This is a genomic window from Selenomonas sp. (genome assembly GCF_057272215.1).
This window is the reverse complement of sequence record NZ_DBHIUY010000007.1, coordinates 123931-143591: the sequence shown is the minus strand read 5'-3', so window position 1 is coordinate 143591 and position 19661 is coordinate 123931. Positions and strand designations below refer to the sequence as shown.

General features: G+C 54.5%; 31 protein-coding genes. All 31 read left to right on the top strand.

Features of this window, described 5'->3' with window-relative positions:
• Nucleotides 1–136: 136 nt before the first annotated feature.
• On the top strand, nt 137–361 hold the full coding sequence (locus ACO5Z0_RS08090) for a hypothetical protein (RefSeq protein ID WP_485649874.1): 225 nt from the start codon (nt 137–139) through the stop codon (nt 359–361).
• A 113-nt stretch (nt 362–474) separates the two neighbouring features.
• Nucleotides 475–1173 (top strand): dATP/dGTP diphosphohydrolase domain-containing protein, encoded by a 699-nt coding sequence (locus ACO5Z0_RS08085; RefSeq protein ID WP_485649873.1) that lies wholly within the window; start codon nt 475–477, stop codon nt 1171–1173.
• Complete coding sequence (locus ACO5Z0_RS08080; protein WP_485649872.1) at nt 1166–1783, top strand: pentapeptide repeat-containing protein; 618 nt, start codon at nt 1166–1168, stop codon at nt 1781–1783. The genes ACO5Z0_RS08085 and ACO5Z0_RS08080 overlap by 8 nt, the downstream gene beginning before the upstream one ends.
• A gap of 50 nt (nt 1784–1833) precedes the next feature.
• Nucleotides 1834–2178: a hypothetical protein gene (locus tag ACO5Z0_RS08075; protein WP_485649871.1), complete on the top strand. Its 345-nt coding sequence runs from the start codon at nt 1834–1836 to the stop codon at nt 2176–2178.
• Nucleotides 2171–2764, top strand: a complete 594-nt coding sequence (locus ACO5Z0_RS08070; protein WP_485649870.1) for a hypothetical protein — start codon at nt 2171–2173, stop codon at nt 2762–2764. The genes ACO5Z0_RS08075 and ACO5Z0_RS08070 overlap by 8 nt, the downstream gene beginning before the upstream one ends.
• A 12-nt stretch (nt 2765–2776) precedes the next feature.
• Entirely contained in the window at nt 2777–3172 is a 396-nt protein-coding gene (locus tag ACO5Z0_RS08065) for a hypothetical protein (RefSeq protein ID WP_485649869.1), read from the top strand.
• Between the two features lie 8 nt (nt 3173–3180).
• Nucleotides 3181–3957, top strand: a complete 777-nt coding sequence (locus tag ACO5Z0_RS08060) for a DNA cytosine methyltransferase (protein WP_485649868.1) — start codon at nt 3181–3183, stop codon at nt 3955–3957.
• Nucleotides 3954–4292 (top strand): hypothetical protein, encoded by a 339-nt coding sequence (locus ACO5Z0_RS08055; protein WP_485649867.1) that lies wholly within the window; start codon nt 3954–3956, stop codon nt 4290–4292. Before ACO5Z0_RS08060 ends, ACO5Z0_RS08055 begins: the two co-directional genes overlap by 4 nt.
• On the top strand, nt 4277–4732 hold the full coding sequence (locus ACO5Z0_RS08050; protein WP_485649866.1) for a phosphoadenosine phosphosulfate reductase family protein: 456 nt from the start codon (nt 4277–4279) through the stop codon (nt 4730–4732). Before ACO5Z0_RS08055 ends, ACO5Z0_RS08050 begins: the two co-directional genes overlap by 16 nt.
• Nucleotides 4733–4750: 18 nt before the next feature.
• Nucleotides 4751–5893 carry a DEAD/DEAH box helicase gene (locus tag ACO5Z0_RS08045; RefSeq protein WP_485649865.1) on the top strand — a complete coding sequence of 381 codons (1143 nt, stop codon included), beginning with the start codon at nt 4751–4753 and terminating at the stop codon, nt 5891–5893.
• Nucleotides 5894–5920: 27 nt separating this feature from the next.
• A complete protein-coding gene (locus ACO5Z0_RS08040) occupies nt 5921–6130 on the top strand; it encodes a hypothetical protein (protein ID WP_485649864.1) in 210 nt (69 codons plus the stop codon).
• 10 nt (nt 6131–6140) lie between these two features.
• The gene (locus ACO5Z0_RS08035) at nt 6141–7034 is read left to right on the top strand and encodes a DNA-methyltransferase (protein ID WP_485649863.1); all 894 of its coding nucleotides are present in this window, start codon (nt 6141–6143) and stop codon (nt 7032–7034) included.
• Nucleotides 7035–7154: 120 nt separating this feature from the next.
• Entirely contained in the window at nt 7155–7658 is a 504-nt protein-coding gene (locus ACO5Z0_RS08030) for a hypothetical protein (RefSeq protein WP_485649862.1), read from the top strand.
• Between the two features lie 303 nt (nt 7659–7961).
• Nucleotides 7962–8423, top strand: coding sequence for a hypothetical protein (locus ACO5Z0_RS08025; protein WP_485649861.1), 462 nt, complete (start codon nt 7962–7964; stop codon nt 8421–8423).
• Nucleotides 8389–9672, top strand: coding sequence for a PBSX family phage terminase large subunit (locus ACO5Z0_RS08020; RefSeq protein WP_485649860.1), 1284 nt, complete (start codon nt 8389–8391; stop codon nt 9670–9672). The genes ACO5Z0_RS08025 and ACO5Z0_RS08020 overlap by 35 nt, the downstream gene beginning before the upstream one ends.
• A complete protein-coding gene (locus ACO5Z0_RS08015; RefSeq protein ID WP_485649859.1) occupies nt 9669–11087 on the top strand; it encodes a phage portal protein in 1419 nt (472 codons plus the stop codon). The genes ACO5Z0_RS08020 and ACO5Z0_RS08015 overlap by 4 nt, the downstream gene beginning before the upstream one ends.
• Nucleotides 10993–12501 carry a minor capsid protein gene (locus ACO5Z0_RS08010; protein WP_485649858.1) on the top strand — a complete coding sequence of 503 codons (1509 nt, stop codon included), beginning with the start codon at nt 10993–10995 and terminating at the stop codon, nt 12499–12501. The genes ACO5Z0_RS08015 and ACO5Z0_RS08010 overlap by 95 nt, the downstream gene beginning before the upstream one ends.
• 176 nt (nt 12502–12677) lie before the next feature.
• Complete coding sequence (locus tag ACO5Z0_RS08005) at nt 12678–12998, top strand: YjcQ family protein (RefSeq protein ID WP_485649857.1); 321 nt, start codon at nt 12678–12680, stop codon at nt 12996–12998.
• 70 nt (nt 12999–13068) lie between these two features.
• Complete coding sequence (locus ACO5Z0_RS08000; RefSeq protein ID WP_485649856.1) at nt 13069–13380, top strand: hypothetical protein; 312 nt, start codon at nt 13069–13071, stop codon at nt 13378–13380.
• A gap of 81 nt (nt 13381–13461) precedes the next feature.
• The gene (locus ACO5Z0_RS07995) at nt 13462–14097 is read left to right on the top strand and encodes a DUF4355 domain-containing protein (protein ID WP_485649855.1); all 636 of its coding nucleotides are present in this window, start codon (nt 13462–13464) and stop codon (nt 14095–14097) included.
• Between the two features lie 14 nt (nt 14098–14111).
• The gene (locus ACO5Z0_RS07990; RefSeq protein WP_485649854.1) at nt 14112–14999 is read left to right on the top strand and encodes a phage major capsid protein; all 888 of its coding nucleotides are present in this window, start codon (nt 14112–14114) and stop codon (nt 14997–14999) included.
• Between the two features lie 9 nt (nt 15000–15008).
• On the top strand, nt 15009–15209 hold the full coding sequence (locus ACO5Z0_RS07985; protein WP_485649853.1) for a hypothetical protein: 201 nt from the start codon (nt 15009–15011) through the stop codon (nt 15207–15209).
• On the top strand, nt 15139–15525 hold the full coding sequence (locus ACO5Z0_RS07980; RefSeq protein ID WP_485649852.1) for a head-tail connector protein: 387 nt from the start codon (nt 15139–15141) through the stop codon (nt 15523–15525). Before ACO5Z0_RS07985 ends, ACO5Z0_RS07980 begins: the two co-directional genes overlap by 71 nt.
• Complete coding sequence (locus ACO5Z0_RS07975; protein ID WP_485649851.1) at nt 15522–15899, top strand: hypothetical protein; 378 nt, start codon at nt 15522–15524, stop codon at nt 15897–15899. The genes ACO5Z0_RS07980 and ACO5Z0_RS07975 overlap by 4 nt, the downstream gene beginning before the upstream one ends.
• Nucleotides 15883–16272, top strand: coding sequence for an HK97 gp10 family phage protein (locus ACO5Z0_RS07970; RefSeq protein WP_485649850.1), 390 nt, complete (start codon nt 15883–15885; stop codon nt 16270–16272). Before ACO5Z0_RS07975 ends, ACO5Z0_RS07970 begins: the two co-directional genes overlap by 17 nt.
• Entirely contained in the window at nt 16269–16703 is a 435-nt protein-coding gene (locus ACO5Z0_RS07965; protein WP_485649849.1) for a phage tail terminator family protein, read from the top strand. Before ACO5Z0_RS07970 ends, ACO5Z0_RS07965 begins: the two co-directional genes overlap by 4 nt.
• Before the next feature lie 15 nt (nt 16704–16718).
• The gene (locus ACO5Z0_RS07960) at nt 16719–17906 is read left to right on the top strand and encodes a phage tail sheath C-terminal domain-containing protein (RefSeq protein WP_485649848.1); all 1188 of its coding nucleotides are present in this window, start codon (nt 16719–16721) and stop codon (nt 17904–17906) included.
• 20 nt (nt 17907–17926) lie between these two features.
• The gene (locus tag ACO5Z0_RS07955; protein ID WP_442673756.1) at nt 17927–18385 is read left to right on the top strand and encodes a phage tail tube protein; all 459 of its coding nucleotides are present in this window, start codon (nt 17927–17929) and stop codon (nt 18383–18385) included.
• 84 nt (nt 18386–18469) lie between these two features.
• Nucleotides 18470–18664 carry a type II toxin-antitoxin system HicA family toxin gene (locus tag ACO5Z0_RS07950; RefSeq protein ID WP_485649847.1) on the top strand — a complete coding sequence of 65 codons (195 nt, stop codon included), beginning with the start codon at nt 18470–18472 and terminating at the stop codon, nt 18662–18664.
• A 30-nt stretch (nt 18665–18694) separates the two neighbouring features.
• Complete coding sequence (locus ACO5Z0_RS07945) at nt 18695–19111, top strand: type II toxin-antitoxin system HicB family antitoxin (protein ID WP_485649846.1); 417 nt, start codon at nt 18695–18697, stop codon at nt 19109–19111.
• 80 nt (nt 19112–19191) lie between these two features.
• Nucleotides 19192–19551 (top strand): phage tail assembly chaperone, encoded by a 360-nt coding sequence (locus tag ACO5Z0_RS07940; protein WP_485649845.1) that lies wholly within the window; start codon nt 19192–19194, stop codon nt 19549–19551.
• Nucleotides 19552–19661: the final 110 nt, after the last annotated feature.

Sequence of the window (19661 nt, the reverse complement as noted above, 5' to 3'; positions counted from 1 at the left end):
GGCGAATTGGGCAAGTGGTACGCGGAACGCCCGAGGATTGAGGTCACGATGCAGGCGATCGAAGAGGTGCAGCATGGCGAAATGCAGGGAATGTGGCAAAGAAATTCGTTGGATTAAGACCACGGCAGGGAAAGCGATGCCCGTAGAACCGAAGCCCGTGCTGTATTGGGTAATTCCGGGAGGCGCAGCCTGCATCGTGACGCCTGAAGGCAAAGTGCTGTCCTGCGCGTTGCAGGGCGCGACGAAGGATGTTACGGGACTGGGCTACACGCCCCATTGGGCGACCTGTGCCGCGCGGCAAACGGAGAGGAAAGCGATAGCATCGGCGAAGGAAAGCACCATGCAGGAGCGTTTATTTTGAAAACGCCCTGAGGAGCGCATAGAGCGACGACTTTTCACAGGGCACACTTGATATGGGAAAGGGTATGAAAAGTCCACAGAAGCAAAACTGGGGCGAATGAGAGGGGGATGTGCATGGCAGAGAATGTGAAATATCCGCAAGACGAAGAGCCAAACGAATATCGGTATATCCATTTCGCTTGGCTCGATGAAATCGCTATGGGGCTGACGGCAGGCGCAAAGAAACATCCGGGTGAAACGTGGCGCGAAATACCGAGCGAAGAACATGTGTCGCGTGCGATTCGGCACCTGTCGATGCACTTGACGGGCGACTGCTCTGAGCCACATCTGGTCAATGCGAGTATGCGCTGCATGATGGCGTTCGCGACAGCAACAGGCGTGCGGATGCCGATGGAATGCGCAGCCGAAAAGGCGCCGCAGGTCGCCCTCACAGCAGAAGAGATGGCGATGCTGACGGATGAGACGGAAGCACATGATGAGCGAAAATCAAAGCCCATCGAGGAGGTGTGCGCCGTATGTGGCAAGGTATTTATGACGGCGTCTGTAGCGCGCAAATATTGCTCGGAAGAGTGCCGTGAAGCGGCAAAGGCGGCGTATAACAAGCGGCAATGCAAGGAGCATAAGACGAAACCCGAGAAAGAAATGTCAAAGACGAAAGAGGAGTTGTCAGCGAAGGAAGCAGAAGAAGCGCGGCGCAAAGAATCGGCGGCGCATCTTGGCGAACTGACAAAGACGGCACATGAGGCAGGCATGAGCTACGGGCAGTACATGGCAAAGAAGCGCATGGCGAAAGGAGTGACAGAGCATGGATGAGACAACGCTGAATAAAATTTTAGAAGATCATAAAGCATGGCTTGAGGACATGGGTGGTGAGCAGGCAGACTTGCGTGATGCAGACTTGCGCGGAGTATGCCTGCGCGGGGCAGACCTGCGTAAGGCGGATTTGAGTGATGCCGATCTGCGTGAGGCGGACCTACGTGAGGCGGACCTACGTGAGGCAGACCTGCGACGGGCAGACCTACGCAATGCAGACCTGCGAGGGGCAAACATATATGGAGCAGACCTACGCAATGCAGACCTGCGCGAGGCAGATTTGCGTAAGACAGGCTTGCGTGAGGCAAACATGTATGGAGCAAAAATGAGCCAAAAAATCGTACAAGTTGGACCTATCGGTAGTCGTAATGACTATACGATTTATCGCGTGGATGAAGATATTGTCCAGTGCGGATGTTGGGAAGAATATGCGGGTGGGTCACTTGCAGATTTTATCGCACGAATTAACGAGACTTATCCCGAGGACAATGAAGATGGCATGAGATACCGCCGTGAGTATCTTGCCGCGATTGCGATGTTTCAAGCGTTGCGAGAGAATTATCTTAAGGATTCACAGAGGGAGTGCATGACGAAAGGAGCGGAAGCATGAGACACGGGGGACAAAGAAGCCGCCGATTCGAGCGGCGGCAGAGAGAACGCATGGCAGAGAAGCAGTTAGTTGCCCGAGGACGTGAGGCGGCACGGAAGTTACAGCGCCAGAAGCACGGCATCGAGCTGACGCAAGAAGGGCGGCTCTCGCTGGTCTACGCCTTCCGCTACGCGCTCAAGCAGCGAGGCAGCGGATTGGATAATGTGCAAAAGGCGATGAAGCCACATCTCAAAGAATTTCGGACAGAGGTGCTCGAACATCTGGTGACGGACATCGACGTGTATTGTGCATCCGTCGCGCATATTGCAGAGAGGTACAGTCTTGCACGAAAAGAGCAGGAAGATTTTCGCGCGATGCTGGTGCGGGAGATGGAGAGGAGAAAGAGCGATGGCTGAGTTACGTGATGAAGATAGAGAATATATCTGCAGAGTGAAATCAGAGATTGAACGTCATAAAAAAATGTGTGCGACGCTCGAACAGGCGTGCAAAAATACAGTGTTGGAGATATGGCAGCAGGCTACGAAAATAGATGCATTGATGTTAGAGGCTGAAAAACCGCTAACGAATGGAGCCTTGAAAAAAGAGAACGCGGCACTGAAAGAAGAAAACGAGCGACTGAAACAAGTATTGGCAGATTGCGAGAAAAAGCGTGCTGGGGAACAGGACGGAACCATCGTCAACATGATGCGTCCGCAGCCGTGTAGAAAATTTAAGATGATTTCCACGGCGGATTGGATTACCAAACTCATGGAAGAAGTGTCAGAAGCGATACATTTTGCTGTTAAACGAGTAGAATTGGATGATGATAACGACTGGCTTGATGCTGAGAATATGTTGGCTGATAAACTAGGCGAGGAATTGACTGACGTCATTACAGTTTGTACGTCGTGGCTTGACGCATTTGGCTACGATGAAGTGGCGCGTGGCAAATTGCAGGAGAAAGTCAACGAAAAGAATCGCAAGCGGGGGTACTGGGGATGAGGAGGAGTCAAGATGGCTGAATATATTCCATGCACGAAAGCCGACCCGACAGCACGGGCGGCGATTGGAAGCACAGATAAAGGATTTCGCACAGTACAGATCATGAACTCGAAAGCCGTTCTAAAACATCGGGAAAGAACGCGGGTTTGGCAGAACTGCCTCAGTGTGAAATCGCATGGCGCATCCTCGACGCTAAATATTGGGGAGTGCCCCAACGTCGCCGTCGAATCTTTCTTGTCGCAGATTTTGCAGCCGATGGAAGATGTGCCGGAGAAATATTATTTGAGTGCGAGGGCGTGTCTGGGCATCTTGCGGAGAGCGAAAGCGCGCGGCAAGGAACTGCCCGAGGAATTGAGGATTGCGCTCGAACGACAGGCACGTATATACCTAAATGTGCAAGAACATTGACCGCACGAATGGACGAAATTCCATGTGCGGATCGTGATCCTCAGATTGTAACTGTAGGATTTGATACACAAGCAAGCATAGCGAACAATGCGCCTGCACTTGTGGAAGCTGTGCCGCCGATGACAGCGAGCAATCGCCTTGGCGTAATGGCGGCAGGCTTTATCGGTAAGGCTCCAGCGTCTGCCGGAAGCATCGGATATGGCGAAGAAACTGCACCGACATTGATAGCAGGCAAGGAGCAGCACGTCGCAATCTACGACATGACGCACGCCGATGAGGTCATGCGCTCCGTCAAAGGCGGCATCGCCCCGACGCTCAATGCACGCATGGGGACGGGCGGGAATCAAGTGCCTGTGGTGCATAGCTACTGCATCGCGGGCAACACGATAGACCGCAAGATCGAGAACGGCGGCAACGGGAAAGGCGTGTTGGAAGAAGCCGCCTATACGCTGAATACGGTTGACCGTCATGCGGTCGCTGAGATCTACGGGGCGAAGTCGTTCAGTGAGTACGAAAAGGGGCAAGTCGCTACACTCAGGGCAGCGGGCGGAAACCTTGGCGGCGGCAGTGAGAATCTGGCGCTGTCGCATTCCATCGTTCGCCGCCTCACACCGACGGAGTGCGAACGCTTGCAGGGCTTACCCGACGACTATACAGCGGGCGGCAGTGATACGGCGCGTTACAAGGCACTCGGCAACGGCATGGCGCAGCCGTGCGCGGACTATGTGATACGGCGAATCGTAGAGGTGACAGGACATGCTCAAGGAGATCGGGCTATACGGTGAGATTGATAAGGTGGCGCATTATGGCGCGTCTGCGCCTGCATGAGCCACAAGAGGGCTACTATGTGGCGTTTAGCGGCGGCAAGGACAGCTGTGTCGTGCTCGATCTCTGCCGTCGTGCAGGCGTCAAGTACGACGCGCATTACAACGTGACGACGGTTGACCCGCCTGAGTTGGTCAACTTTATCCGCGAGTTTTATCCAGAGGCTTGGGAGGGCGCAGCAAGCCGTCAAAGACGATGTGGCAGCTCATCCCCGAAAAGCGGATGCCACCGACACGAACTGTGCGTTACTGCTGCCAAGCGCTCAAAGAGGGCGGCGGCATGGGGCGGTTCGTAGTGACAGGCATCCGGCACGCGGAATCTGCCAAGCGTGCCAAGCGCAAGCTCGTCGAGACGTGCAATCGGCACAAGGCAAAACGATACCTGCACCCGATCATTGACTGGTCGGATGCGGATGTGTGGGAGTACGTCCGCACCTATGATGTGCCGTATTGTGCGCTCTATGACGAGGGGTTTAGGCGACTGGGGTGCGTCCTCTGTCCGTATCAGGGCTCAAAAGGCATGATACGCGACGCCACACGCTGGCCAAAAATCGCCAAGGCGTATGAGCGAGCGTTTCAGAGGATGCTCGACAGGCGGCGTGCTGACGGGATGCCGACGGAGTGGGAGACAGGCGCGGATGTCATGCGGTGGTGGATTGGCGCCGACCATCGCCCGCAAGAGGATGACAGGCAAATTACGTTGTTCGGCCTACGGCTGAATGAGGTTGATGTTTGACGTTTAAGGAGAAAGAACATGGATAAATACGAGGAGTTTTTGCGCCGGAAAGAAATTATCGTGCCGAGCGCGGGCATAGACGTTGAGAATATCACCATCAGCGATAAACTGTTTGATTTTCAGCGCGACATCGTGCTCTGGGCACTGAAAAAGGGGAAAGCGGCGATATTTGCAGGAACGGGACTCGGGAAAACACTTATGCAGCTCGAATGGGCACGCCACATCGGCGGCACAGTCCTCATCCTTGCGCCGCTCGCCGTGAGCAAGCAGACCATATCCGAGGGGGGGAAGTTCGGGATCGCCGTCCATCATTGCCGATCACATGAAGATGTCATAGATGGCGGGGTCAATATCACGAACTATGAACGCATGGATCGCGTCGACTTCTCGAAATTTCATGGCGTGGTACTGGATGAATCGTCCATCCTCAAGGCACAGGCGGGGAAAATCCGTACACAGCTCATCGAGTGCTGTCAACAGATTCCATACCGCCTCGCGTGCACGGCGACGCCCGCGCCAAACGACCTCATGGAACTGTGTAATCACAGCGAGTTCTTGGGGGTTATGTCCTCGAACGAGATGCTTGCCACATTCTTTGTTCACGATGGCGGAAATACGAGCAAATGGCGACTGAAACGCCATGCAGTACAGGACTTTTGGAAGTGGGTGGCAAGTTGGAGCGTCATGCTCACGAATCCTGCCGACCTCGGATATGATGGCGGGCGTTACAACCTCCCGCCGCTACGCATATCACAACATACCGTTCACACAGAGAGGCAACCCGAAGCCCTTTTTGCGATTGAGGCGCTGACCTTGCAAGAACGCCAACAGGCACGGCGTGACAGTGTACAGGATCGGGCGCGGGAATGCGCCGCACTTGTGAACGCGGACACTGATCAATGGCTCGTATGGTGCAACCTCAACAGTGAAGCCGATGCGCTGAAAGCACTCATCCCAGACGCAGTTGAGATCAGCGGGAGCGATCAGCCAGATGTAAAAGAGCGGGCGGCGGTGGATTTTGCCGCAGGGAGGATTCGCGTCCTCATCAGTAAGCCGCTTATTTTCGGCATGGGACTCAACTTTCAGCGTTGCCATAAGATGGCATTTGTTGGACTATCGGATAGCTTCGAGCAGTATTATCAGTCCGTGCGCCGTTGTTGACGGTTTGGGCAGGAGCATCCCGTCGATGTGCGAATCATCACGGCGGACACAGAAGGCGCGGTCGTCGAGAACATTCAGCGTAAGGAAAAACAGTTCAAGGAGATGCTGAGCGGAATGATCGCTGTGACGCAGAACATCACGAAGGACAATATCCGATCGACCGCACGGCAAACCACGGAATACAATCCACAGGAAATCATGACGCTGCCCGCATGGTTGAAACCGTGGGCAATGTAAGGAGGGTAACATGGAGAACGTCAAAGTATTGGGGCAAGATGCGGGGGATATGTGGCACATCTATCACGGGGACTGCGTGGAGGTCGCGCGAGGATTGCCAGAGAACAGCGTGGATTTCATCATCTTCTCGCCGCCGTTTGAAAGTCTGTATACCTACAGCAACAGTGACAGAGACATGGGAAACTGCCGCAGCAGCTTGGAGTTTGCACGCCATTTCCGTTTTTTAGCAAAGGAACTCTATCGCATCCTCACGCCGGGGCGTTGTATGAGCGTTCACTGTATGGATTTGCCACTCAGCAAACAACGGGACGGCGTGATCGGAATGCGTGATTTTTCGGGGGCGCTGGTGCGTATCTTCGAGCGGGCGGGATTCGTCATGCACACGCCGCGCGTTACCATCCGCAAAGACCCTGTGACCGCCATGCAGCGGACGAAGGCGATCGGGCTTTTGTGGAAGCAGGTCAAAAAGGACTCCTGCCTCTCGCGCATGGGGATTCCTGACTACCTACTGACCTTCCGAAAACACGGAGATAACCCAAAACCCGTACGCCACACCGACGAAGAATTCCCTGTGAAGCAGTGGCAGCAGTGGGCGGAGTGCGTATGGCACGACATCAACCCATCGAATACGCTCCAAAAGAATAGTGCAAGAGATGAAGCGGACGAACGCCACATTGCACCGCTCCAACTGCAAGTCATCGAGCGTGCCGTCACGATGTGGACGAACCCGGGGGACGTGGTATTCACGCCGTTCATGGGCATTGGCTCGGAGGCGTATCAAGCAGTCAAGATGGGACGCCGTACCATTGGGATTGAACTGAAGGACTCCTACTACGCGCAGAGTGTGAAGAATCTGCAGCGGGCAGAGTCACAGCAGTTTTCAGATCAGACGTTATTTGCATAGGAAGGCGATCCCGCCGGATATGCTCAGGATATGCTGCCAGCCGACGGACGATCCGATTATCGTTGAATCGTACATGTGACATCTGCATTTGAAGAGGACGCTAGAACAGGAGGAATCAGCGTGACAGACCACGGCGACTGCATCAAAGAAACGAAGCGCATACTGGGACAGTACAACAAGATGAAAGTCGCCGTGCAGAACCTCACGGAAGAAATCGAGGCGCGGACTGCCGCACTCCAAGGAGAATCCATCGCCATCGCCCGCTATGGAGATACGCCGACGGGCGGTACGGCGGAACTAAATGCGACGGAAGCAGCAGCGGCGAGACGCATGAGGGCGGCGGCAGACGTCGCGGAGATGGAGCAGCGCAAGCGGGACATGGAGCGAACGCTTAGGGCGGTGGATCGTGCGCTGTCGTGCCTCTCTGCGGAAGATGAGCGACTTGTGCGCGGTCGATACATCGATGGGTATGCTTGGTGGCAGGTGGCGCAAGAGGCTGGATATACGGAAAAGTATGCAAGCGAGCGCGGAAACAGGGTGCTGAGGGATGTGGCAGACATGGTATTTGGGATGGCGGTACGTCCCCTGCAAATGCGGTTGTTTGTGTGCGATGTCTGTAGATAACTTAAACGGCAGATTTTCAGGATTTTGACAGGATTTTATCAGGAGAACAGCAGGACAAATGGGCGTTTTGGTGTGGTATACTGATACCATCGAAAATTGCACACGGGCACAGGGGCGTCGCGCAGGCGGCGTCCTTTTTGTATGCGCGGGAAGCCTGCAAGACGGCAGGTGGCGCAGCGCAGATGTTGTTGTCGTTGTAACGGCATGATGTTTTCATTTTTGTAACATTTTATAAACGTGCTTTTATTGCTTTTACAAAATTGGCGGTTTTTATAAACTTAGGGAGTGTGGTGAGCATGTAGCATGGCGAACGAGGAGAACCTGAAGCCGACAACCAAACGAACCAAGAGCGAAGCAAGAGAAATCGGCAAAAAAGGCGGCATTGCGAGTGGGGCATCTCGTCGTCGAAAGAAGGCGCTCAGAACCGCGCTCAAAGAGGCGATGGCGATGCCACTCAAAGAATTACACCCGGATATGCAGGCTGCCATTATGAAAGCTGCAAAACTCGGCGATGCAGAGCTGACGGTCAGCGACGCCGTACTTGGCAGCATTATCCGTAATGCCTGCAAAGGCAACAGCCAGATGGCGAAGCTACTTCTCGACGTGCTCGGCGAAACGCCAGACGTGCGGCTCAAGGAGCGTGAGCTGAAGATGAAAGAGCGGGCGCTTGACAGCGGGCAGTTTGATACGACGCTCAACGTCACCATAAAAGCGAAGGAGGTGCAGGGCGATGAACATAGCGAAGGAGGTCAATCCTCACTTTGAGGATTTTCTTTTTGACTGGGACAGCAAGCTGTATTTTCTCGTCGGTGGTTATGGCTCGTCGAAGTCGTATCATGTCGCGCTCAAAATCGTCTTAAAGCTCCTCAGCGAGCGCAGGACGGCACTTGTGGTGCGCGAGGTGTACGATACCATACGCGACAGCTGCTTCTCGCTGTTTCGGGAGATGGTCGAGGATATGGGGCTGGACGCTATGATCACATTCAATGCCTCGCCGATGCAGATGCGCTTCCGAAACGGCAGCAAAATTGTGTTTAAGGGTATGGACAAGCCGGCAAAGCTCAAGTCCATCAACAATATAAGCCTTATCTGGGTCGAGGAGTGCAGCGAGCTCAAGTATGCGGGATTTAAGGAGCTGCTTGGGCGTTTGCGTCATCCGACTCTGCCGCTACATATCATTTTGACGACCAATCCCGTGGCGCGGTCGAACTGGACGTATCGGCACTTCTTTGAGAGCCGGGGGCTGGACGACAAGGATTTTTACCGTCGGCGCGTCATGCGTGATGGCAACATCTACTATCACCATTCCGTTGCCGACGACAATCTCTTTTTGCCGCAGGATTACATCGCACAGCTTGACGAGATGCAGGGCTACGACACTGACCTTTACCGCATCGCCCGTCTCGGGCAGTTTGGTGTCAACGGCAAGCTCGTCCTGCCACAGTTTGAGGTCATGCCGCATGATGAGGTCATGGCGGCGGTTGAAGAAATCCCAAGGAAATATCGGCGCGTCGGCATGGATTTCGGCTTTGAAACATCGTACAATGCCGTCGTGCGCATGGCGATCGACCATGAGCGTAAGTGGCTCTATCTCTATTGGGAATATTATCGCAACCACATGACGGATGACGAAACAGCGGATGCCTTGGATGAGTTCGTCAAGACGCGCGAATGCATCAAGGCGGATTCAGCAGAACCGAAGGCTATCCGCTACTACCAAAAACGCGGCTTCAACATGGTCGCGACAAAGAAGAGCAACGGCGGCAGCCGTCACTCGCGCCTTGACAATACGCGCAAGCTCAAGCGGTTTCGCCGCATCATTTGTTCAGATGCGTGCGTGCATTGTATTGAGGAGCTGCAAGACCTGACGTATGCGGCTGACCGCGACGGCGAGATCATTCCGGATGAGTTCAATCGGGATGCGCACACATTCTCAAGCTTGTGGTACGGGCTGGATGATTATGACGTGGTTGACATTAAACATAAGTTCACGAAGGAGGCTTTCGGGTTATGAGGGTGCAGACGACGAAAAATGCGCTGGAAGAACAGGACATTATGGACGTGCTCATCTGGCACGTGCAAAGCTTCCTGCCGCGTGTTCTGCGGCTGAAGGACTACTACGCGGGCAATCATGACATCTTGGGCAAGGTTCAACGCTCCAACAATGCGCCGAACAATCGCATCGTTGCGAACTACTGCGAGTATATCGCCAACATGAGCACGGGATTTTTCATGGGGCAGCCTGTCGCCTACTCGTCCGTTTCGGGCGATACGGAGGCGGTAAAGACTTTGCAGGATGTGTTCCGCTACAACGACGAGGCGGAGGGCAATCTGCAGCTTGCGGGAGAGTCGAGCGTCACGGGGGCGGCATACGAGGTGCTTTATCTCGATGCAGATGCCGAAATTCGTTTCTGCTCGATTCCTGCCGAGCAGATGATCCTTGTCACGGATTCGACGCTGGAAGAGAACCTCGCCGCCGCCATCCGTCGTTATCGCGTCTTGGGACTGGACGGCTCAAGCTACCGCGATTACGTTGACGTGTACGACGCGCAGACGGTCACGAGCTACGACTACGACGCAGGCAAGATCACACGGCGAGGCGAACCACGTCCGCACTACTTCGACGGTGTGCCCGTTATTGAGTACCCGAATAACGAGGCAAGGCGCGGTGACTTTGAGGGCGTCATGACGCTCGTTGACGCCTATAATAAGGCGCAGAGCCTGACGCTCGACGATATGGAAGACTTCACGGACGCCTATCTTATCCTCAAGGGCATGGGTGGCACAAATGCTGAGGACGTGGCAGAGCTTCGCCGCAACAAGGTCATCGCTATCGATGGGGAAGGCGGTGCCGAATGGCTCATCAAGAACCTCAACGACACCTACATCGAGAACATCAAGACGCGGCTGCAGAATGACATCCACAAGTTCAGCTCCATTCCAGACATGAGTGACGATGCTTTTGCGGGCAATGCGTCGGGCGTCGCCATCAAGTACAAGCTCATCGGCTTGGAACAGATACGAAGCCGCAAGGAGCGATGCTTCAAAAAGGGTTTGCAGAGGCGCATCGAGCTGATCGCAGGGATGCTCAAGATGAAGAGCAAGGCGGACATCGACTTCCGCGATATTGAGATCACGTTCACGGCGAACATTCCCGCCAATAACCAGGAGCAGGCGGATATTGTAAAGACGCTTTACGGCCTCGTGTCGCAGAAGCGTCTTTTGTCTCTCTTGCCTTTTGTGACCGATCCCGCCGAAGAGCTTGAGGAGCTGAAAAGAGAGCAAGAGCAGGATGGCGCGGACGACTACGACGAAATGACGGGAGGCGCAGGCCATGACGAAGAAGGCGACGCCGACGGAAACGTATTGGCAGAAGCGTCAACGAGAACTGGAAGAGGAGTGGAACAGAAAGAGCCGCCAAGAGATTGAGCGCGAGTTGAAAGCATACTATGAGCAGTCTCTCGCGCACATCGAGAAGGACATCCGGACGCTCTATCAGCGGTTCGCAACGGACAACGGAATGGACATGGCGGCTGCGCAACGGCTTCTCATGGGCAGCGAGTACCGCGTGTGGCGCATGGATTTGCAGGAGTACGTTGCGAAAATCAACGCGACGGGCGACAAGGAGCTTCTGCGCGAGCTGAACACGCTCGCTATGCGCAGCCGTATCACACGACTCGACGCGCTGCGCTCGGAAACCATCAAGGAAATGATCCGACTATCGGAAAAGACGGAACGCGCGATGAGTCGCTTCCTGCCTTCGGCATACAAGGACTTTTATTATCGCGGGCTTTACGAGATCGGCAAGACGCGAGGGCTTCGGAGTGCGGCAGGCGTTGTGGATGGCAAGCGCATTGAGGCTGTGTTGCGCATGCCGTGGAGCGGCAAGAACTACTCGGAGCGCATCTGGCACAACAACGCGAAGCTCGGCGAGACGATTCAACGTAATATCGTCGCTGCTGCTCATCGGGGCGTACCCGTGAGCGACATGGTGCGTGATGTAAGGGAGCGCATGGGTGTCGGCACGAGCGATGCGACGCGGCTTGTGCGCACGGAACTGAACTATGTGCAGAATCAGGCGGCGCTCGACTCCATCAAGGACGCGGGCATGACGTACTATCGTTTCATTGCGACGCTCGACAATCGCACATCGCCCATGTGCAGGAGCAAGGACGGCGAAGTGTTCGCAGTGGATGATGCCGAGCCGGGAACGAACATGCCTCCGCTGCATCCGAGGTGCAGGAGCATCATTTCGGGCAGTCTCTACTCCGAATACAAGCCACGCAAGGGAGCGCGCATTGCGCGTGATGAGAACGGGAAGAATATTTTTGTGCCTGCGGGTATGCGATATGAGGACTGGAAAAGTGTTTATGTGGACAAGAAACAGACTATGGGGGAGTGGAAGTCAAGTCGCCACGGTGATATACTTAGTAAAACGATATTCGGAGGCGGACCTGTGATTCATCCAGTTTGTACGATAGATCTTGCGTTATACCGTCTTGTGACACCTGACATCATGACAAATGAGGTTATTATCACGAGCGAGCGGATAGAGCATATTCGTTCTCGTCATACAGGCGATTTTGAGGAGTACAGAGACTATTTTGCCGAGATATTGCAAGCGCCAGATTATATTTTAGAGAATCAACCGCATACAGCAGAAGTGCTGAAAGAAGTTTCGCGCAATGGGAAAAAATGTAAATTGATTTTGCGGCTACAGACTAGCACCGACCCAGAAGGTTTTAAGAACGCCATTATTACGTTCTTGCACATTCGTGATAGTGAGTGGAGACGACTTCTACGGAATAAAAAAATCCTTTACAAAAAGGGAGAGGACGTGTAAAATGAAAGTATCTTAATAGTGATTTGAGGTGGGAGATTTCGTCCAGCCCACGCGCCGATGGTGAGACAGGGGAAGCCCGAGTAGATGCAGGAGAATTGGACGCCTGCCAAATTACTATTATCGGAGAGCCGCTCAGTGATGGGCGGCTTTTTGCGTGCTGGAAAGGAAGTGACACCATGGCAAACTTCAAGCTGATCTATCAGATATTGACGCTCTTGGACAAATACCTCGACCATGAGGAGCCGGATTGGTCGAAGCTCTCGGCAGAGCATTTCAAGGTCACAGAGAAGCGGTTCACGCATATCATGCTCATGCTCTACGAGGCGGGCTACATCGACGGCATCGAGCCGATAACCTTGGGCGGCAATGCGTATGACTTCAAGATGATAAACCCGTCCATCACGCTTCGCGGCATGGAGTATCTTGAAGAGAACACGACGATGAAGAAGGCATATCGGCTGCTGAAAGGCATCAAGGATATTACGCCGAGGATTTAACTGCATAGGAAAAGCACTTTGCGTATGCTGCAAGGTGCTTTTCTTATGTCTGTTTTTAGGAGGATGCGCCATGCCTGAAAGTGTAATGATTGACGCAGTACGCTACGCTGTTCGACATGTCAAAGAGCCGCTGCTTCTTGAGGGGCGCGAGTGCAACGCCGTGGTGGAATACAACACAGCGCAGATCAAGATGTTGGATGGCGGGAATATCGGCGAAGGCAACAAGGCGAAACTGCTCATGCACGAGATTGTTCATGCGATTCTCTTTGAACGTGGCTTGACTGAGCACGCGGGGGATGAAGAGCTTGTTTCGGAGCTTGCGGCGGGATTTGTGAACCTTGTACGAATGAATCCGCAACTGATGGAGTTTTTGCAAGGATAGGAGGCGCGAGTATGTGCAGCATACGGTCTCCGGCGCAAATGAGCATCGACCGAGGGAAAATGATAACGAAGGAGGATGAATATGGCAGAGGATATGTTTGATTTCGATTTGCAGCTCTTCGCGGGCGGCGATGGCGGCAGCGAGGGGAGTACGGGTGGCACGGAGGGCAATCCTGCGGGTGCGACTGACGCGGGAGGCGGTGAGAACAAGGCGACGGGCGAACCTGCGCAGGACAAGCCGGAAGATACGCAGGCGAAGATTGACGCCGCTGTTGCCGCTGCCAAGGCGAAGTGGGAGAAGGATTATCAGAAGAAGGCTGCGGCAGAGCAGAAGGAGAAAGAGCGCCTCTCGAAGCTCTCCGAGGACGAGCGCAAGGCTGCAGAGCTGGAAAACAGTCGCAAGGAGCTTGAGGCGAAGGAAGCCGAGCTGAAGAAGAAGGAACTCAAGCTTGAAATGGTTAAGGTGCTCGCCGACCGCAAGATTCCCGTGCAGTTCATGGACTACCTCATCGCCGAGGATAACGAAAGTACGCTTTCACGCATCACGGCTTTCGAGAAGGAGTTCAAGAAGGCGGTCGAGGCGGGCGTGAACGAGAAGCTCAAAGGCAAGACGCCGCCGGCTGGAGCAAGTGCCGGAAGCGCGTCGGGGGCTTCGGGCGGCGCAGGCGTGACGAACGGCTTCTTTGACGCCATCTACAAGAATCAGGTCAAGAGATAAGGAGGACATACGAAATGGGAGATACGACGTATTTGAAGGAGAATTTGCAGGGATTCGTCCCAACGCCGACGGCAGCGGAGATCATCGCGGACGTGGTGCGCGGCTCTTCGGTCATGCGGCTCTCGAAGGTGCAGCCTATGAAGTCGGAGACGCAGAAGTTTCCCGTCATGACGGAAGGACCCGGCGCGTACTGGGTCGGTGAGACGGAGCGCATCAAGACTTCGATTGCGACGTGGATTTTCCCTGAGCTTGTTGCCAAGAAGATTGGCGTCATCGTTCCGTGCAGCAAGGAGAAGCTCGAAGACACGACGACCAACGTGTTTGCGGAGATTCGCCCGTACATCGCCGAGGCGTTTTACAAGGCGATTGACGCAGCGTGCCTCTTCGGCACGAACAGCCCGTTTGCAAAGAATATCTTCGGCGTAGCTTCGACGGGCGGGCGCGTCATTGCCGAGGAGACGAATCCGAAGCTCGACCTCGACATTTCGGACGTGATGGCGCTCGTCGAGGATGGCGGTCTTGACGTCAACGGCTTCGTCGCGGGCTACGATCTCAAGAACAGCCTCCGCAAGCTGCGCGATGCGAACGGCAACCAGCTCTTCGTTACGGGCGTCGATTCGAGTACGCTCTATTCGCAGCCGATCGAGTTTGCGCGTAACGGTGCATGGGACAAGACGAAGGCGCGTGCGATTGCGGGCGACTGGAAGTATTCGATCATCGGCATCCGCGACCAGATTCAGTATGAGACGCTCAAGGAAGCTACGCTTCAGTCGGTGCAGATGGGCGACGGCAAGCCGCTGTCTCTCGCAGAGAACGACATGGTGGCAATCAAGGCGACGATGCGCCTCGGCTTCCTGCCCGTCAAGGAGACGGCGTTTGCGGCGCTCAAGCCGAAGGCGTAAGGAGGCAGCATGATGGTGTTTCAGGAGTATGAGAAAGACGGGCGGATGATTTCGGCGACGGAAACCGCTTATCGCGCCATTTACGAGGCGCAGGGGTTCAAGCCGAGGTCGCCGACCGCTTTGAAGGGGGGCAAGCGCGGTGGAAAAGCAGGAAGCGATTCGGGAGATCACGACGAAGGTGCGCCTGCTGGAAAGCAAGAGGACGCTTGACGAAGGGCTGCTCACATTCTACGTCGAGAAGCTTGTCGCGGACATCTTGGGCTATTGTCATCGCGCTGATTTTCCCGATGCGCTCATTTATTCGGCAGTTGACCTCATCCGCAAACGGTTCGCGGATGAGGATGCGTCCGCAGGCAGTGAGCTTGGTGTATCATCCAACGCGCCACTTGCGGGCGTCAAGATGGACGATACGGAGTTTAAGTTCGCCGTTTCAAACGTCGATCCGACGGGATGCCTTGCCGACCTTGATTTTGCGACGCTCAAGACGAAGCTGAATCTCTACCGCAAGGTGGTGAGCTGGGCATGAGCCTTAAAGGCGTGCTGCATCGTCTGATGTACCATGACAGAGCGGACGTGTATCGCCTCAAGAAGGTGCAGGCGCCGGATGGTTCGGACGATTATGTCGAGGATGAAACGCCTGTCTATGCCGCGCTCCCCTGCAAGCTCTCGCAAAACGGAAAGGATCTGACGACGACCAAGACGGAGCGGGCGACGAGCGTCTTTATCGACATCAGGCTCTGCTGCGACCCTGCCGTTGACATCCGCGAAAATGACCGCATCGTCATCTTGCGGCACGGGCGGCGCATGGAGTTTTTTGCAGGCGTGAGCTTTCCGTATCCGACGCATCAGGAAATCGCGCTGAGGAAGAGAGGGGAGGTTGGCAATGGGTATAGTGATTGAGGGCTTGGATGAGATGGAAAGAAAGCTCGCTGAGGCAGAGCGGCGGTATCGCGGGGCGGCAGATCGTTTCTTGAAGCAACAGGCGGAACTTCTGCTGGGGACGGTGCGCGGCAATACGCCTGTCGACACGAGCACCTTGCGCAGCGGTTGGGCAAGGACGCAGCCGGAGAACGGCGCGATCGGCGTCCACAATAACACGAAGTACGCGGCGCATGTCGAGTACGGGCACCGTATCGTCCACATGGTCAAGGGCAAGAAGGTATATACGGGCAAGACCGTCCTCGGCGTGAAGATGCTCCGAAAATCGGTGCTGCAGCAAAAAGCGATGTTTCGTGAGAATGCAAAAGCAATCTTGGAGGCGATGTTCAAATGATGGCTGCCGTTGAGATTCGTAGTGCGATTTCGGCTTTGCTGAAACAGCATTTCCCTTATGCCGTCTATTTTACGAACAACGCGAGCGCCGACAAGGGATACTTTCACGTTGAGCTTTCTCCCAAAAAGCGCATGATCGACCGCGTGATTTACGAGCGCGAGATTGATGTCATGATGGAATTGGTTCTGCCGCCCGACGCTCGCGGGCGTATCGATCGCGCGAAGCTCTACGAGGCGGTCGATACACTCGACGCGGCGCTCCTGCCCGTGCTGACGATTGGCGACCGCCATATCACGGTGCAGGAGACATCAAGCCGCATCGTCGACGAGGTGCTGCACTACAGCTTCACGTTGGACTTTGCGGACGCGATGCCCGAGGAGCCTGTAGAGCTGATGGGGGAGCTTTCCATCAACGGAGAAAGAGAAATCTAAAAGGAGGAATGACATATGCCAAACGAGGCTGAAAAGTTCGGTCTGCCACAGGTCATCATCGACTTTCGCACGAAGTCGACGACCGCCATTGCCCGCAGTGCGCGTGGCATCGGCGTGATGATCTTGAACAATGAGACGACGAACGTATCGAAGTTTTACAAGATTTCGGACAGCACGGATATTCCCGACGAGGGGCTGACCGAAAAGAATGTGGCCCTCATCAAGAAAGCGCTGTTGGGTGTGCCGTTGCGCATCTTGGTCTACACGCTTCCGATGACGGATGTTGTGTCGGGGGAAGGGACGCTGCTCAATCAGGCAGACGTATTGAAGAAGCTCCACAATATCAAGTGGAACTATATCTGCCATCCGACAGGCACGGCCCAGGATCAAGAAGACCTTGCGACTTGGGTCAAGAAGGAGCGCAATATCAAACGCAAGACGTTCAAGGCGGTCGTGGCGAACTTTGACGCAGACGATAAGGGCGTCATCAATTTCACGACAGATAACATCCGCTGCGTGAATCCCGCTTATACGGATGCATTGCAGGCGGCGAACGGCGACAAGACGAAGGTCAAGAGTTCCATCCCCGAATATCTCGTCTATACCTCGACGGAGTACACGTCGCGTATCATGGGCGTTCTCGCGGGGCTTGCGCTCGACCGTTCGGCGACGTACTACGCATTGGGAGAGGTGCACGATTGCGAGGTGTACGAGGACATCGACGACTGCATCAGCAAGGGGCAGCTTTGTCTCATCGATGAGATGGACGGCAACGGCGTCAAGATTGCGCGTGCGTGCAATTCGCTTCATACGTTCACAACGGACGTCGGGCAGGATTTCCGCTACATCAAGATCATCGAGGCGGTGGACATGATCACGGACGACATCCGTGACACGTTCAAGAATTCGTATGTGGGCAAGGTCATCAACGACTACAACCACAAAATGCTCTTCATCTCGGCGATCCTCGTCTATTTCCGCAATCTCAAGGGGAATGTGCTGGATAACTCGCCGACGGCGATCAACACGGTCGACATCGACGAGCCTGCGCAGAAGGACTACGCCATTCTGCACGGCGACGACGTGACGAAGATGACGGCGCAGCAGATTCGCGAGTACAACACGGGTACACAGGTGCTTCTCACGGGGCGCATCACACCTGTCAACGCGATGGAAGACTTGCGTATTACGTTCACGATGTAAGAGGAGGGAGGTGAAAGGATATGGCAAGAGATGTAGAGGACGTGAAGTATCGCGGTCGTAGACGCTGGAACGGCTCGCACGGGCGCGTATGGTGGGACGGCGAAATGCTGTTTGAAATCGCGAAGTTCGAGGCGAAAGTGACGGCTGACCGCGAGGACGTGCTGATCGGCAACTCGAAGGACAGCAAGATCACCTCGCTCACGGGCGAAGGCTCGTTTACGATCAAGAGTGTCATCAATCGCAATATCAACCGCTACCTTGAGGAGTGGAAGAACGGGCATGATCCGCGAGCCAGTCTCGTGGGGCTCATCGACGATCCCGATGCTGTGGACGGGCAAAAAGAACGTTGCCTAATTGATAACGTGTGGTTCAATGAATTGCTGCTCCTTTCCTTTGAGAAAGGGCAGGTCGTCGAGAAGGAGTTTACGTTCGGCTTTACGCCGGAGGATGCGAACTTCGTTGAAGTGGTGGATGCTTGACGGTCTTGAAACATCTTCCCGAAAACTCCTATGAATTGACACGTAATATAATACGTAGTATAATAATGACATAGGAGGAAGGATATGAAAAGTTATTCTTCAAAGGATGTTCTTAAGATGCTCAAAGCGGACGGGTGGTTCGAGGTCAACTGCGAAGGCGATCACCATCAGTTCAAGCATTCGACGAAGCCGGGAAAGGTGACGCTGCGCCATCCGGTCAAAGACCTGGGTGTTCGCGATTTGAAGAGCATTGAGAGACAGTCGGGGCTTAAGTTTTAAGCCATCCCCTTTTTTGGGGAAGGAGGTACGATGTTTCCGGATTTTTATCGCTATGCCGCAATTTTCAGCTACGAGAAGGACGGCGTGCACGTCGTTTTCCCTGATTTGCCCGGCTGCATCACGTTTGGCGCAGATGAAGACGAGGCCGTACGCATGGCGCGAGAGGCGCTCGCCCTGCACATCTACGGCATGGAGCAGGACGGCGACGAAATTCCGCAGCCTTCATCTTTGCGGATGTTGGCAGAGCAGGAGGACTTGCAGGAAAATGAGGTCTTTATGCTTGTGGAAGCTTTCATGCCGACGTTTCGCGAGCGAGAGAGCAAGCGGTTCGTTAAGAAAACCTTGTCCATTCCGTATTGGATGAACGCTGAGGCGGAGCGGGTCGGCTTGAACTTTTCACAGACCTTGCAGAATGCAATCGCACAAAAATTGTCTCTGGCGAAGTGAATGTAAACTGAACAAAGAAAAGCACCTTGCAGACGTGAGGTGCTTTTCTTATACGCAAAATTCTAAGGAGGAATACGAAAATGGCAGTATCTATCAAAGAACTCATCGAGAAGAAAGAAGAATTGGCAAACAGGAAGAAGCGCAAGTACGACATTGAAACGAGCGCGGGAATGATGACGGTGAAGCTTCCGACGCGCTCCTATGTGGCGGAAGTCATGAAGCTCGAAGGCTCGGATGAACTGCTGCTTCTGGATTGCATCGTCGACCCGGACCTCAAGGAAGCAGGGCTGCAGGAAGCTTATGGGTGCCTTGAGCCGACGGACATCATCGGCAAGCTCTTCGACGCGGGAGAGATTCCGGGGCTTGGGCGCAAGGTCATGGAGCTGGCAGGCTACGGACGCGACATTCGTGCGGCATTGCATGAAGACGCAAAAAACTGATCGAGGAGGACTGGGAGGCGCGTACTGCCGCCTTCCTTGTCCTCAAAGGTCATAGGTTGGACTATTTCTTTTCGCTCTCCGAGGTGGAAAAGATATTTTGCTATGAGGCG